The following is a 13176-nucleotide window of genomic DNA, read 5'->3' on the forward strand; positions in this document are numbered from 1 at the left end:
GATGTTCCGCTTCATCCTCAATAAACTCGTCCTGATCGTGCCGACCGTCATCGGCATCACGATCGCGGCTTTCGCCTTCATCCGCCTGCTTCCCGGCGACCCCATCCTCGCGATGGCCGGCCAGCACGGCGTCACGCCCGAACGCTACGAGATCCTGCGCGAGCAGTTCGGCTACAACCTGCCCATCTGGCAGCAATACTTCAATTATGTCGGAGGCGTGCTGCAGGGCGATTTCGGCATCTCGCTCGCCACCAAGCGCCCGGTCATCCAGGAGTTCCTGACGCTGTTCCCGGCGACGGTCGAGCTCTCGCTGTTCGCCATGCTGATCGCCGTGGCGCTCGGCATTCCGGCCGGCATCTTCGCCGCCATCAAGCGCGGCTCGTGGTTCGACCAGGTCACCATGGGCGTGGCGCTCACCGGCTACTCGATGCCGATCTTCTGGTGGGGCCTGCTGCTCATCATCTTCTTTTCCGGCTATCTCGGCTGGACCCCGGTTTCCGGCCGCATCGCGCTGCAATATTTCTTTCCGCGCGTGACGGGTTTCATGCTCATCGACAGCCTGATCGCCGGCAAGCCCGATGCCTTCATCTCGGCCATCCGTCACCTGATCCTGCCCTCGATCGTGCTCGGCACGATCCCGCTCGCCGTGATTGCGCGCCAGACCCGTTCGGCCATGCTCGAAGTGCTGGGCGAGGACTATGTCCGCACCGCGCGGGCCAAGGGCCTCGAGCCGGGCCGTGTCGTCGGCGTCCATGCCTTCCGCAACGCGCTGATCCCTGTGGTTACCACCATCGGCCTCCAGATCGGCCTGTTGATGGCCGGCGCCATCCTCACGGAGACGATCTTTTCCTGGCCAGGCATCGGCAAGTGGATGATCGATTCCATTTCCAAGCGCGACTATGTCTCGGTCCAGTCAGGCCTGCTGCTGATCGCGCTGATCGTCATGGCGGTGAACCTGCTCGTCGACATTCTCTATGCGGTCATCAACCCGCGCATCCGGGTGCACTGATGAGCGCTGAAGCTTCGACCGCCAAGGACCCCGCCACCTCCCGCTTCGCCGGCCTGCGCGAGTTCTGGTACTATTTCGCGATGAACAAGGGGGCTGTGATCGGCCTCGGCGTGTTCCTTGCGCTCATCATCGTCGCCATTGTCGCGCCGCTGATCGCGCCTTTCCCGCCCGACCAGCAGTTTCGCGAGTTCATCCGCATGCCGCCGCCCTGGGCCGGCGGCACGCAGCCGCAATTCGTGCTCGGCACCGACGAGGTCGGCCGCGATATTCTTTCGCGCCTGATCCACGGCTCCCGCTACTCGCTGATGATCGGCTTCGTCGTCGTGATCGGTGCGATGGTCGTCGGCGTGACACTCGGCCTGCTCGCCGGCTATTTCCGCGGCTGGGTCGATGCGCTGATCATGCGGGTGATGGACATCATCCTCGCGTTCCCGTCGCTGCTGCTGGCGCTGGTACTGGTCGCCATTCTCGGGCCAGGCCTGTTCAACGCCATGATCGCTATCGCGCTGGTGCTGCAGCCGCACTTCGCGCGCCTGACGCGCGCCGCGGTGCTGGCCGAAAAGAGCCGCGAATACGTGACCTCCGCCAAGGTCGCAGGCGCCGGCAACCTGCGGCTGATGTTCATCACCATCCTGCCCAACTGCCTCGGCCCGCTGATCGTCCAGGCGACGCTGAGCTTCTCCAACGCCATTCTCGAGGCCGCCGCACTCGGCTTTCTCGGCATGGGCGCACAGCCGCCGACGCCCGAATGGGGCACCATGCTGGCGCGAGCCCGCGAGTTCATCACTTCGGCCTGGTGGATCGTCACCATGCCCGGCCTCGCCATCCTGATCACCGTGCTCGCCATCAACCTCATCGGTGACGGCCTGCGCGACGCGCTCGACCCCAAGCTCAAGCGGAGCTGAGCGAGATGTCCCTGCTCGAAGTCAAAAATCTCACCGTCTCGTTCGATACCTCGATCGGCCTGTTCAATGCCGTCAAAGGCATCGATATCCGGGTCGACCCGCGCGAAGTGCTGGCCATCGTGGGCGAAAGCGGCTCCGGCAAGTCGGTGTCGATGCTGGCCGTGATGGGGCTGTTGCCGCCTACGGCCAAGGTCGCTGCCGACAGCATGACCTTCGACGGCCGTGACCTGCTCAAGCTGTCGCCGGCCGAGCGCCGCAAGATCATTGGCAAGGAGATCGCCATGATCTTCCAGGAGCCGATGACCAGCCTCAACCCGTGCTTCACCATCGGCTTCCAGATCGAGGAAGTGCTGCGCTTCCATCTCGGCATGGACAAGACGGCACGCCGCGCCCGCGCCATCCAGTTGCTCGAGCAGGTCGGTATCCCGAACCCCAAGGAGCGGCTCAATTCCTATCCGCACCAGATGTCGGGCGGCCAGAACCAGCGCGTCATGATCGCCATGGCGATCGCCTGCAACCCCAAGCTGCTGATCGCCGACGAGCCGACGACCGCGCTCGACGTCACCATCCAGAAGCAGATCCTCGACCTCCTGATGCAACTCCAGGCCGAGCACGGCATGGCGCTGATCATGATCACCCACAATATCGGCGTCGTCGCCGAAACCGCTGACCGCGTCGTCGTGCAGTACAAGGGCAAGAAGATGGAGGAGGCGGGCGTGCTCGAGCTCTTCACCGCGCCCAAGAGCGCCTATACCCGCGCGCTGCTCGCCGCCCTGCCGGAGAACGCCACCGGCGACCGCCTGCCCACCGTCACCGGCTTCAGCGTCGAGGAGGCCATCTGATGGCGCCCGTCCTCGAAGCCAGGAATATCGTACGCGACTACCATGTCGGTGGCTCGCTGTTCGGCGCCGCCCGCACCGTGCACGCCGTGCGCGGCATCAGCTTTTCGCTCGAGCGCGGCAAGACGCTCGCCATCGTCGGCGAAAGCGGCTCGGGCAAGTCGACGCTCGCGCGCATCCTGACCCTCATCGATCGGCAGACCGATGGCGAGCTGAAGATCGATGGCGAGACCATCGATATCGGCAAAACCGGGGTCACCAAGGACATGCGCCGCAAGGTGCAGATGGTGTTCCAGAACCCCTATGGTTCGCTGAACCCGCGCCAGAAGATCGGCGACGTGCTGATGGAGCCGCTGCTGCTCAATACCGCCATGTCGCCGGCCGAGCGCCGCGCCAAGGCCATGGACATGCTGCAGAAAGTCGGCCTGCAGCCCGAGCACTTCAACCGCTATCCGCACATGTTCTCGGGCGGGCAGCGCCAGCGCATTGCCATCGCCCGCGCCATCATCCTGCAACCCTCGCTGCTCGTGCTCGACGAGCCGGTCTCGGCGCTCGACCTGTCGGTGCAGGCGCAGATCCTGAACCTGCTGTCCGACCTGCAGGATGAGTTCGGGCTCACCTACGTGTTCATCAGCCACGACCTCAGCGTGGTGAAGTACATCGCCGACGAGGTGATGGTGATGTACCTGGGCGAGGCGGTGGAGCAGGGCAGCCGCGACAAGGTGTTCGCCAACCCCGAGCACCCCTACACCCGCACCCTGTTCGCCGCGACGCCGCGCGCCGATATCGAGAGCATCAAGGCCCGTCTCGCCAGGAAGGCCGCTACGGCCGCCTGACGTATCGCGGAAAAAATTGCAGCCTTCGGCCGTGTGCCGGTGGCTTAGCTTAAACCGCTGTTAAGCGCGAAGCCCGTAGTTTTCCGGCAGTTTCCACGCCGGTAACAATCGACTTGCCCAGAGCCGCTGCACAGTTGAGGGCCACGGCCGCGGCGCTTCGTGCCCGGCGCGTCCGGCCGGCCAAGCCGCGTGCCTCGCTCGCGGGCTTCACCTTCTCGGTCGCCCTGCCCACCGTCGCGGTTTATGTCGGCGTCTGCGCGCTCGTCTTCCTCGCCATGCATGTGATGAGCTCGGAGATGAACGCCATCGACTCCGATCGTGGGCGCAAGGCCATCGCCGCCGCCATCGAGTCGCAGGTGGTGAGCCTGGGCGAGAGCGCCGCCGACGAGGCGACCTGGACCGAGGCCTACATCAACACCTATATCGAGCCCAATCCGGCCTGGCTCGATTCCACCTGGGGCTCCACCGCCCGCATTTCCGAGACCTACGACACCGCGATCCTCACCGATGTCGACGGCGAGATCAGCTTTGGCGAATCGAGCCGCGGCCCGGTCTCCGGTAACCTCGCCGATATCGTCACGGGCACCCCGGAGCTGCTCAAGGAACTCGAGTCCGGCATCTCCTTCCTCGGCGACGATGCCACGGTCGCCAATCTGGCGGGCAGCCCGCAGGGACCGGTAGCGATCGCGGCCGCCATCGTGCATGGCAACTCGGGGCAGGCGAGCATCCCGCGCGAGCAGCGCCGCATCCTGTGGCTGGCACGCAAACTCGATGACAACGTGCTCGCCGCCGTCGCCAGCCGCTTCCAGCTGCCCAAGCCGGAACTCGTCGATGTCGCCATTCCGGGCCACGACACCATGAAGCTCGTCGACGCCGCCGGCACCCACATCGCCACCATCAGCTGGCAGCCGCGCCGTCCCGGCGATCCCGCCTTCGCGCACGCTGCCGCCGTCGCCTCGGTGGTGATGCTGGTCATCGGCGCCTTGGTCTTCATCGTGCTCGCGGCCTTCCGCCACGCCATCAAGCTGCGCGCCGCGGCCGATCAGCGCGACTGGCTTAACGCCCGCTACGACACGATCTCGGGTGAGCTCAACCGTTTCGGCTTCGAGGAGCATCTCGCCGCCCAGGTGCCGCGCAAGCGTGGCGAACTGCCCGCCGCCTTCTGTCAGCTCTTCGTCGAAGACTCGGCCGCGGTCGTCGGCCTCTATGGCCGCGAGGTCACCAACCAACTGCTCGTGGCGCTTGCTACCCGCTTTCGAGCTGTCGCCGGCGACGATGTCGTCGTGTCACGCACCGGCCCGGCCGAATATACCCTCGCCTGGCTGCGCGAGGGGGCCGCGGCCGCCGCGCACGGCTTTGCCGACCGCGTCCTTGTTGGCCTCTCCCACCCCGTGCCGGTGGGCGAACTCAAGCTCAAGGTCGCGCTCTCCATCGGCATCGTCGAGGCCGAGATTACGCGTGACAACGTGGCCAGCATCCTCCGCCGCGCTGAGACGGCCGTGGCCCGCGCCCGCGAGACCGGTGGCAGCCAGGCGGTGGACTACGATCCGCGCTTCGAGGACGAGCGCCGGCGCCGCATCGAGATGCAGGCCGATATTCGCCGCGGCCTCGATGCCGGCGAGTTCGACCTCGTCTATCAGCCCATTATCGATTTCCGCGCCGAGGCGATCATCGGGGTCGAGGCCCTGATGCGCTGGACCCGCCGCGCTGCCGGTCCGATGGGGCCGGGCGAGTTCATCCCCGCCGCCGAAGCTTCCGGCCTCATCGACGATCTCGGCATGTTCGCGTTGCGCCGCGCCGTCGAGGAGATCGGGCCGCTCGGCAACATCAAGATTTCGGTCAACGTCTCGACCGCCCAGCTCAAGAACCCGGCGCTGCCGCAGACCGTGTTCACCGCGCTCGAGGAGTGGGGCGTCGACGCCGCCCGCCTGCAGCTCGAGGTGACCGAGTCGTTCCTCGTCTCCCACCCGGATCGGGCCATCCGGCTGATCGAGCAGTTGCGCCAGGCTGGCATCCTCATCGCGCTCGATGATTTCGGCACCGGCTATTCGTCCATCGGCTATCTGCGCCAGTTCAAGTTCGACCGGGTGAAGCTCGACCGTTCGCTCATCGACCATATCGACGCTGATCCGGTGCAGGCCGCGCTGGTCGAATCCACCATGGTCTACGCCTACGCGATGGGGCTGGCCGTCACCGCCGAAGGCATAGAGCGCCGCGAGGAAGCGGCTCTGCTGTCGCGGCTGGGTTGCAAGGAGTTCCAAGGCTACCTGTTTGCGCGACCGCTGCCGATCGACCAACTGAAGCGGCTGCTGGGGGAAGCCGAGCCGCTGCGCCAGGCTTCTTGATCCGCCCCAGCAGGGAAGTTTGCGGAAGGGCGAGCGTCGCTCAAAGGTTGATGAAAACCACCGGGTCACCCCGGCGGAGGCCGGGGCCCATCCTGAGGTCTCTCCCCTCTCAGTGATAGAGGAGATATCTCAGGATGGATCCCGGCCTGCGCCGGGATGACACCGAGTATGGGGCTTCACTCCGTCTCAACTCAACCCGCCGCCCGGCACTCGGCGCAGCGGCCGCGCAGTTCGATCGTGGTGCGCTCGAGCGCAAAGCCGTTGTCGCGGGCCCAGCCGCCCAGCCGCTCGACCACCGCCGGCTCGGCGAACTCGTCGACCCGGCCGCAGTCCGAGCAGATGGCGAAAGCGGCGGTGCTGGCGCCTTGGTGGCATCCGGCGTCGGCGCAGCACACGAAGGCGTTGAGCGATTCCAGCCGGTGCGCGAGGCCGTGCTCGATCAGCTTGTCGAGTGCGCGATAGACCTGCAGCGGCGCGCGCAGGCCGTCGTCGCGCAGCTTGTCGAGAATGTCATAGGCCGAGAGCGGGCCTTCGGCATGGTTCAGCGTCTTCAGCACCAGGTCCTGGTTGCGCGTCAGGTCGCGCGGGCGCTCGTGGTGATGGTCGTCGTGACTATGCGCCATGATCGGGGGCCTTTCGTCTCTGCCGCCACAACTGCACGGGCAGCACGGCGGCAACAATGAACAGCAGCAACGCGGCAACCACGATGGAAGGTCCGCTCGGGGTATCGAAGCGCAGCGAGGCGAACAGCCCGGCCACCACCGCGATCACCCCGGCGACGCCGGCGATCACCGCCATTTGCTCGGGCGAGGTGCTGAGCCGCCGTGCCGTCGCCGGCGGAATGATCAGCATCGCGGTGATAAGCAGCACGCCCACGATCTTCATCGCGATGGCGATGACGCAGGCGAGCAGCAGCATCAGCACGATGCGGGTGAGCTCCGGCCGCATGCCCTCGGCCTCGGCAAGTTCGGCATTCACCGTGCCGGCGAGCAGTGGACGCCACAGCGCGATGACCAGGCCGAAGATCACCGCGCCACCGAGGTAGATGATGAAGATGTCGGTGACCGACACGGCGAGGATGTCACCGAACAGGAACCCCATCAGGTCGACGCGAATGCCGCTCAGGAAGGCGACGACGAGGCCGATCGCCAGTGCCGAATGGCTGAGGATGCCGAGCAGCGCATCGGTCGAGAGCGTCGCCCGGCGCTGCAACAGCAGCAGGATTCCGGCCACCGCCGCCGCGACGACGAATACGCCGAGCGTGACATTCACCGAGAACATCAGGCTGAGCGCCACGCCGAGCAGCGCCGAATGCGCCATGGTGTCGCCGAAATAGGACATGCGCCGCCAGACGATGAAGCAGCCCAGCGGCCCGGTGACGAGCGCCAGCCCGATGCCGGCGATGAGGGCGCGGGTGAAGAAGTCGTCAAGCATGGGCGGCCCCACTCGGGTCGGTGTGGGTTGCCACCCCCCTCCCGGCCTCCCCCACAAGGGGGGAGGTGCCTGCCAGTGAGTGGGGCACGATCGTGACACACGCTCCGCCCTGCACCTCCCCCCTTGTGGGGGAGGATGGGAGGGGGGCGCCCCACGCGCCGAACATCGAACGATCACCCATGCCGATGCCCCTCATGCGAATGCCCATGATCGTGCTCATGCGCCTCGACCACGCGGCCACCCGCCTCCAGCACCCGGCCATCCGGCAGATGCGTGTGGTCGTGATGGTGCTGGTAGAAGGCCAGCGCATTGGCGGCCCGGGCGCCGAACAGGCTGAGATATTCCGGGCTGTTGGCCACCGATTCCGGCGTGCCGCGGCAGCACACGTGGCCGTTGAGGCAGATCACCGTGTCGGTCGCCGCCATCACCACGTGCAGGTCGTGGCTGATCAGGAGAATGCCGCAGCCGGTTTCGTCGCGGATGTGCCCGATCAGGTCGTAGAGCGCCACCTCGCCGGAGAAGTCGACGCCCTGCACCGGCTCGTCGAGCACCAGCAGGTCGGGCTTCCGGATCATCGCCCGCGCCAGCAGCGCGCGCTGGAACTCGCCGCCAGAGAGATTCTGCACCTCTGCTTCGGCGAGATGCGCGACCCCCGTCGCCTCGAGCGCCCGGGTGATCTCGTCGCGGCCATAGGTGCCGGTCAGCGTCATCAGCCGGCGTACCGTCAGCGGCATGGTCCAGTCGATGGAGAGCTTTTGCGGCACGTAGCCGACGCGCAGCCCCGCCTTGCGCGAAACGCTGCCGACGCTCGGCTTCAGCACCCCGGTGACGAGCTTCGCCGTGGTCGATTTTCCCGAGCCGTTCGGCCCGATCATCGTCACGATCTCGCCGCGCCTGATCGAGAGGTCCACCCCTTCGACCAGCCAGCGGCCGTCGCGCTGCACGCCGGCGCCGGCCACATCGACCAGCACTTCGTGCCCCAGCTCGTGCTTCTTGAGCGCATCCATAAATTCACGCAGTCCGTCTCTTGCTGACGTTACATCATTACGTTATAGCGTAACGCGGCGATAGCGTTATGTCATAACATTTCGTTCATTCGCCGCCGTTTTCAACGAGGGCCTGATCCATGCTGAAATCCATGCTCGCCGCGCTTGCCGCGTCCCTGGTGCTGACCACTGCCGCGCTGGCCGAAGTGCCGCGCGTCGTCGCCAGCGTAAAGCCAATCCACGCGCTGGTGGCCCAGGTGATGGGCGATCTCGGCACGCCGGACTTGATCGTCGATGGCGCGGCCTCGCCCCACACCTACAGCCTCAAACCGTCGGATGCCGCCGCGCTGCAGCAGGCCGACCTGGTGTTCTGGACCGGCCATGGGCTCGAGCTGTTCCTCGAGGATTCGATCGGCACGCTGGCGCCCAATGCCACGGTGGTTGAGTTGAGCGACGTCCCCGGCATCGAGCTGCTGCCGCCGCGCGAGAGTGGCACCTTCGAGCCGCACGATCACGGCGACGAGGGGCACGATCCCGATCATGCCCACGAGGGCGAGGATCACGATCATGCCGAGGAGCATGTGCATGAGCGCGAGGGCGAGCGCGACATGCACTTCTTCCTCGATCCAGCCAACGCCAAGGCCATGGTGGCGGTGATCGCCGAAAGCCTCGCCACTGCCGATCCAGAGCATGCCGCCACCTACGAGGCGAACGCTGCTTCGGCTGCCGCCGACCTCGATGCGTTGATCGCCGAAACCGAAGCCAAGCTCGCGCCGGTGCAGGATCGGCCGTTCGTCGTGTTCCACGACGCCTACCAGTACTTTGAGCACCGCTTCGACCTCAACGTCGCGGGCTCAATCACCATCAGCCCCGAGCTCAGCCCTGGTGCCGACCGCATCAACGCCATCCGCGACAAGCTGAAAACCCTCGACGCCGCCTGCGTGTTCGCCGAGCCCAACTTCGACACGCGCGTCGTCGATGTGCTGATCGAAGGTACCGGCGCCAAATCCGCCGTGCTCGACCCCGAAGGCGCCAGCCTCGAGGCCGGTCGGGGCCTCTATCGCCAGCTCATCGGCAATCTCGCCGACAGCCTGGTGGCCTGCCTGCAGTAACCGGGCAATCCGGGGCTATGGCTCCGGATTTTTTGCAACGCCTGCTCGTAACTAAATATCATAACAGGAGCTCTCATGCGCGGCCTGACCGTAGCCTTCTCCATGCTCGCCCTTGCGGCGCCCCTCTCATTGCCGGCCTCAGCCGATGAGCACACGCACTTCCGCCTGTTCGTCGCCGACCATGCCGATCCGGTGGTGACAGCCATCGATCTCGAGACAGGCGAGGTCGCCGGCAGGTTCGATCTCGCGGGCCCGGCGAGCCTCTACACAACCTCCAGCCGCGCGGCCGTTTATGCCGTGCAGGGCGCCGCCAACCGCGTCTCGGCCATCGTGTCGGGCATCACCATTTCCGACCACGGCGACCATGGCGACATCGAGGTCGGCGCGCCGCAGTTGCTCGAGCCGGTCGTTGAAGGCGAGCGGCCGGTGCATTTCGTCGAGCATGATGGCCAGATCGCCATCTTCCTCGATGGTTCAGGCGTCGCCCGGATCGTCGGGGAGACATCCTGGCTCGCCGGCACGCCCGAGGCGCGCGACCGCGCTTCCTCCGCGCCGCATCACGGCGTGGCGGCGCAGGTCGGCGAATACACCCTGCTGACGCGCCCCGACGCCAACGATCCGGACGCGCTGCCAATCGGCATCGATGTGCTGGATGCAGACGGCAAGCCCGTCGGCGATCTGTATGCCTGCCCCGATCTTCACGGCGAGGCCAGCTCGGGTGATACGCTGGCCATCGCCTGCGCCACCGGCCTGCTCCTGGTGCAGGAGAGCGCCGAGGGGCCGCGGATCACGCATCTGCCCTATTCGGACGACCTGCCGGAGGGCAAGTCGACCACCTTGCTCGGCGGCGTTGCCATGCAGTACTGGCTCGGCAACTACGGCGCCGATCGCGTCGCCATCATCGACCCGTCCGCCGATTCGACCTTCCGGCTTGTCGACCTGCCGACCCGCCGTGTGCATTTCGCCATCGATCCGGTCGCCGTGAAATACGCCTACATCTTCACCGAGGACGGCAAGCTGCATCGGCTCGATATCGTGGCAGGCGCGATCGACAAGAGCCTGACCGTCACCGGGCCCTATTCGATGGACGGCGAGTGGAGCCTGCCGCGACCGCGCATCGCCGTGGCCGGCGGCGAGATCGCCGTCACCGATCCCCTGGCCGGCAAGCTGCATATCGTCGATGCCGCCACCTTCGCTCTCGAGCGTGAGATTCCCGTCGCCGGCAAGCCGTACAATATCGTTGCCGTCGGTGGTTCCGGCCAGTCGCACTGATACGCATCCAACCTGCTGTCGGGCCGCGGGGAACATCCGCGGCTCCGGCTCATTCCGATCCTGAGGATCCATCATGCATGACGTCATCATCATCGGCGGCGCCTTTGCCGGCCTTGCCGCCGCCACCCAGCTCGGTCGCGCCCGGCGCAAGGTACTGGTGCTCGACACCGGCGCGCCGCGTAACCGCTTCGCCGCGCATTCACACGGCTTCTTCACCCGCGACGGCAGCCCGCCGCTCGAACTCGTCGCCGAAGCCCGCCGCCAGCTCGCCATCTACAAGACCGTTGAGATCCGCAACGCCCGGGCCACCGGCGCCAGCCAGGACGGCGATAGCTTCGTCGTCGAGCTGGAGGGCGGCGACAGGCTGCCGACCCGCCGCATCATCCTCGCGCACGGCATGAGCGACGATCTCAGCGTCCTGCCCAAGGGTGCCGATGCCTGCTGGGGCAACACCGTCTTCACCTGCCCCTATTGCCACGGCTACGAGTTCGCGGATCACAAGCTCGGCCTGCTGCTGCGCCACGGCGACGTGCTCGACCTCGCCCGCTTCTACAAGGAGTGGACCAGCACCTTCACCCTGTTCACCAACGGCAATCCGGTGGACGACATCGCTCGCAAGGCGCTGGCCGACATGAACGTGCCGATCATCGACGACACGGTGCTGAGCCTCGAGCACGACAGCGGCCAGCTGCGGGCCATCGTCACCGCCAATGGCAAGGTGCCGCTCGATGCCATGTTCGCCCATCCGCCGGCGCGGCTATCGACCAATATCGGGGTCGAGCTCGGCTGCGAGACCAAGGACGGCCATCTCGGCCCATTCTACGCCGTCGACCAGACGCAGATGACCACCGTGCCGGGCGTCTATGCCGCCGGCGATGTGGCGTTCCCGATGCCCTCGATCAGCTATGCGGTCGCTGGCGGCGTCGCGGCGGGCACCTTCGCCCACCGCTCGCTGCTCACTTAGCTTCTGTCACCGGCCTTTCGGGCCTCCCTCCCCCTTGCGGGGAGGGAACGAGGGTAGGGGTGGTGCAGTGATCCTCGATGGACCCCCACCCCCCACCCCTCCCCGCAAGGGGAGGGGAGCGAGGCCACTACTTGAGCGGGCCGCGGAAGATGAAGAAGGCGCCGAGGCAAATGAGGCCGAAGCCGACGGCATGGTTCCAGGTCAGCTTTTCGCCGAGCACGAACACCGCGAAGGCGACGAACACCGTGAGGCTGATCACCTCCTGGATGGTCTTGAGCTCGGCCGCCGTATAGGTGCCATAGCCGATGCGGTTGGCGGGCACCGCCAGCCAGTATTCGACCAGCGCGATGCCCCAGCTCGCCATGACTACCACCCACAGGGCGGCGCTGGGGAATTTGAGGTGTCCGTACCAGGCGATGGTCATGAAGACGTTGGAGCCGATCAGCAGCACGATCGGCATCACGGTCTGGAAGGTGAAGGGCATGGAGCACCGGCGAATCGGGAGCGGATGCCCATTCATCCTCGCGCCCTGATCTCGCCGCAAGCCCTGCACAGAGTTGTGGCCTGTCCGTCCCCCGGGCGAGTCGGAGGTCCTGATCCCATGCGCACCCTGCTGCTGCTTCCCATCCTGTTCGTCGCGACTCCCGTCTTCGCCGAGGAGATAAAGTGCGAGGGGCCCTACGCCGCCGACAGCTCGGAGGCACGGCTCATCGAGACCTTCGGCAAGGATAACGTGATCACCGGCGACGTTCCCGGTCCCGAGGGCACGACGCTGCTCGCCACCACGATCTTTTCCGGCGACGAGGCGAAACGCCAGGAGTTCGGCTGGTGGAACGAGGAGGCGCGCGAGCAGCTCTCCTATGTCACCGTACCGGCCGGCGTCACCACGCCGGGCGGACTCGCCGTCGGCATGACGGTGAAGGAGGTCGAAGCGCTGAATGGCGGCCCGTTCGAGCTTTACGGCTTCTTCTGGGATTATGGCGGTACCGCCGTGACCACTGGCGGCAAGTTCGAGAACCTGCCGGGCGGCTGCACCGTGTCGTTCCGCTTCGCCGTCGGCGACTATCCGGCCGATCTCGACGTGGGTCCGATCTCGGGCGATACGCTGATCCAGTCGACTGAGCCGCTGCTCGAACAGGTGGATGCCCGTATCCAGAGCCTAACCATCGGCTACCCGGATCCGAACGCCGCGGAAGATTGACCGCACCCCACCGCTCGGCGTAACGATACAGCCACGTTGGTTCCGCAACCCCGCTTGGGCGCGCGGATCAAAAGGGAACACGGTGCGGCGTACCCATCAGGGACCAAATCCGTGGCTGCCCCCGCAACTGTAAGCGGCGAGTGCCTCCGACTAGCCACTGTCGTCCTTGGGACGGCGGGAAGGCCGGAGATTACGATGACCCGTGAGCCAGGAGACCTGCCGACGTGCAACCGGGCGCAGAGCCCAAATCAACGTGCACACGGAGGGTGTCCG

13 protein-coding genes and 1 riboswitch are annotated in these 13176 nt (G+C 66.3%); of the genes, 9 read left to right on the forward strand and 4 right to left on the reverse strand.

The window, feature by feature from the left end; translation table 11 throughout:
• The first annotated feature begins 1 nt into the window (after position 1).
• The 5 genes from AC3A6I_RS01850 to AC3A6I_RS01870 all read left to right on the forward strand — a co-directional run bounded on the left by AC3A6I_RS01850 (position 2) and on the right by AC3A6I_RS01870 (position 5934).
• Positions 2-1009 (forward strand): ABC transporter permease subunit, encoded by a 1008-nt coding sequence (locus AC3A6I_RS01850; RefSeq protein WP_487541372.1) that lies wholly within the window; start codon positions 2-4, stop codon positions 1007-1009.
• Complete coding sequence (locus AC3A6I_RS01855; protein ID WP_487541374.1) at positions 1009-1914, forward strand: ABC transporter permease subunit; 906 nt, start codon at positions 1009-1011, stop codon at positions 1912-1914. Before AC3A6I_RS01850 ends, AC3A6I_RS01855 begins: the two co-directional genes overlap by 1 nt.
• Positions 1915-1919: 5 nt before the next feature.
• Positions 1920-2756 carry an ABC transporter ATP-binding protein gene (locus AC3A6I_RS01860; protein ID WP_487541378.1) on the forward strand — a complete coding sequence of 279 codons (837 nt, stop codon included), beginning with the start codon at positions 1920-1922 and terminating at the stop codon, positions 2754-2756.
• Positions 2756-3589 carry a dipeptide ABC transporter ATP-binding protein gene (locus AC3A6I_RS01865; protein ID WP_487541379.1) on the forward strand — a complete coding sequence of 278 codons (834 nt, stop codon included), beginning with the start codon at positions 2756-2758 and terminating at the stop codon, positions 3587-3589. Before AC3A6I_RS01860 ends, AC3A6I_RS01865 begins: the two co-directional genes overlap by 1 nt.
• A gap of 134 nt (positions 3590-3723) precedes the next feature.
• Complete coding sequence (locus AC3A6I_RS01870) at positions 3724-5934, forward strand: bifunctional diguanylate cyclase/phosphodiesterase (protein WP_487541380.1); 2211 nt, start codon at positions 3724-3726, stop codon at positions 5932-5934.
• A 191-nt stretch (positions 5935-6125) separates the two neighbouring features.
• Here AC3A6I_RS01870 and AC3A6I_RS01875 read toward each other — a convergent pair whose 3' ends face one another.
• From AC3A6I_RS01875 to AC3A6I_RS01885, 3 genes are all read right to left on the reverse strand, one after another.
• Positions 6126-6557, reverse strand: a complete 432-nt coding sequence (locus tag AC3A6I_RS01875) for a Fur family transcriptional regulator (protein ID WP_487541382.1) — start codon at positions 6555-6557, stop codon at positions 6126-6128.
• A complete protein-coding gene (locus tag AC3A6I_RS01880) occupies positions 6547-7368 on the reverse strand; it encodes a metal ABC transporter permease (RefSeq protein WP_487541384.1) in 822 nt (273 codons plus the stop codon). Before AC3A6I_RS01880 ends, AC3A6I_RS01875 begins: the two co-directional genes overlap by 11 nt.
• Positions 7369-7541: 173 nt before the next feature.
• On the reverse strand, positions 7542-8375 hold the full coding sequence (locus AC3A6I_RS01885; protein WP_487541385.1) for an ATP-binding cassette domain-containing protein: 834 nt from the start codon (positions 8373-8375) through the stop codon (positions 7542-7544).
• Between the two features lie 122 nt (positions 8376-8497).
• On the opposite strand from AC3A6I_RS01885, the gene AC3A6I_RS01890 reads away from it, so the two are divergent.
• The 3 genes from AC3A6I_RS01890 to AC3A6I_RS01900 all read left to right on the forward strand — a co-directional run bounded on the left by AC3A6I_RS01890 (position 8498) and on the right by AC3A6I_RS01900 (position 11702).
• The gene (locus tag AC3A6I_RS01890) at positions 8498-9466 is read left to right on the forward strand and encodes a zinc ABC transporter substrate-binding protein (RefSeq protein WP_487544968.1); all 969 of its coding nucleotides are present in this window, start codon (positions 8498-8500) and stop codon (positions 9464-9466) included.
• Positions 9467-9541: 75 nt separating this feature from the next.
• The gene (aztD, locus tag AC3A6I_RS01895; protein ID WP_487541387.1) at positions 9542-10738 is read left to right on the forward strand and encodes a zinc metallochaperone AztD; all 1197 of its coding nucleotides are present in this window, start codon (positions 9542-9544) and stop codon (positions 10736-10738) included.
• A gap of 73 nt (positions 10739-10811) precedes the next feature.
• A complete protein-coding gene (locus tag AC3A6I_RS01900; RefSeq protein WP_487541389.1) occupies positions 10812-11702 on the forward strand; it encodes an NAD(P)/FAD-dependent oxidoreductase in 891 nt (296 codons plus the stop codon).
• A 127-nt stretch (positions 11703-11829) separates the two neighbouring features.
• Here AC3A6I_RS01900 and AC3A6I_RS01905 read toward each other — a convergent pair whose 3' ends face one another.
• On the reverse strand, positions 11830-12186 hold the full coding sequence (locus tag AC3A6I_RS01905; RefSeq protein WP_487541391.1) for a DMT family protein: 357 nt from the start codon (positions 12184-12186) through the stop codon (positions 11830-11832).
• A 117-nt stretch (positions 12187-12303) separates the two neighbouring features.
• Between AC3A6I_RS01905 and AC3A6I_RS01910 the strand changes: the two genes are divergently transcribed.
• Positions 12304-12903 (forward strand): hypothetical protein, encoded by a 600-nt coding sequence (locus AC3A6I_RS01910; protein ID WP_487541392.1) that lies wholly within the window; start codon positions 12304-12306, stop codon positions 12901-12903.
• A gap of 20 nt (positions 12904-12923) precedes the next feature.
• A riboswitch (cobalamin riboswitch) is annotated at positions 12924-13141 on the forward strand.
• Positions 13142-13176: the final 35 nt, after the last annotated feature.

The sequence above is a fragment of the Devosia sp. Soil_C_22 genome, from assembly GCF_057657195.1.

Excerpts from the sequence above, each read along its gene's own strand:
- AC3A6I_RS01855 (WP_487541374.1), top strand. The coding sequence starts at position 1,009 with ATGAGCGCTGAAGCTTCGACCGCCAAGGACCCCGCCACCTCCCGCTTC.
- AC3A6I_RS01865 (WP_487541379.1), top strand. The coding sequence starts at position 2,756 with ATGGCGCCCGTCCTCGAAGCCAGGAATATCGTACGCGACTACCATGTC.
- AC3A6I_RS01910 (WP_487541392.1), top strand. The coding sequence starts at position 12,304 with ATGCGCACCCTGCTGCTGCTTCCCATCCTGTTCGTCGCGACTCCCGTC.
- AC3A6I_RS01860 (WP_487541378.1), top strand. The coding sequence starts at position 1,920 with ATGTCCCTGCTCGAAGTCAAAAATCTCACCGTCTCGTTCGATACCTCG.
- AC3A6I_RS01900 (WP_487541389.1), top strand. The coding sequence starts at position 10,812 with ATGCATGACGTCATCATCATCGGCGGCGCCTTTGCCGGCCTTGCCGCC.
- AC3A6I_RS01875 (WP_487541382.1), bottom strand. The coding sequence starts at position 6,557 with ATGGCGCATAGTCACGACGACCATCACCACGAGCGCCCGCGCGACCTG.
- AC3A6I_RS01850 (WP_487541372.1), top strand. The coding sequence starts at position 2 with ATGTTCCGCTTCATCCTCAATAAACTCGTCCTGATCGTGCCGACCGTC.
- AC3A6I_RS01905 (WP_487541391.1), bottom strand. The coding sequence starts at position 12,186 with ATGCCCTTCACCTTCCAGACCGTGATGCCGATCGTGCTGCTGATCGGC.
- aztD (WP_487541387.1), top strand. The coding sequence starts at position 9,542 with ATGCGCGGCCTGACCGTAGCCTTCTCCATGCTCGCCCTTGCGGCGCCC.
- AC3A6I_RS01885 (WP_487541385.1), bottom strand. The coding sequence starts at position 8,375 with ATGGATGCGCTCAAGAAGCACGAGCTGGGGCACGAAGTGCTGGTCGAT.
- AC3A6I_RS01880 (WP_487541384.1), bottom strand. The coding sequence starts at position 7,368 with ATGCTTGACGACTTCTTCACCCGCGCCCTCATCGCCGGCATCGGGCTG.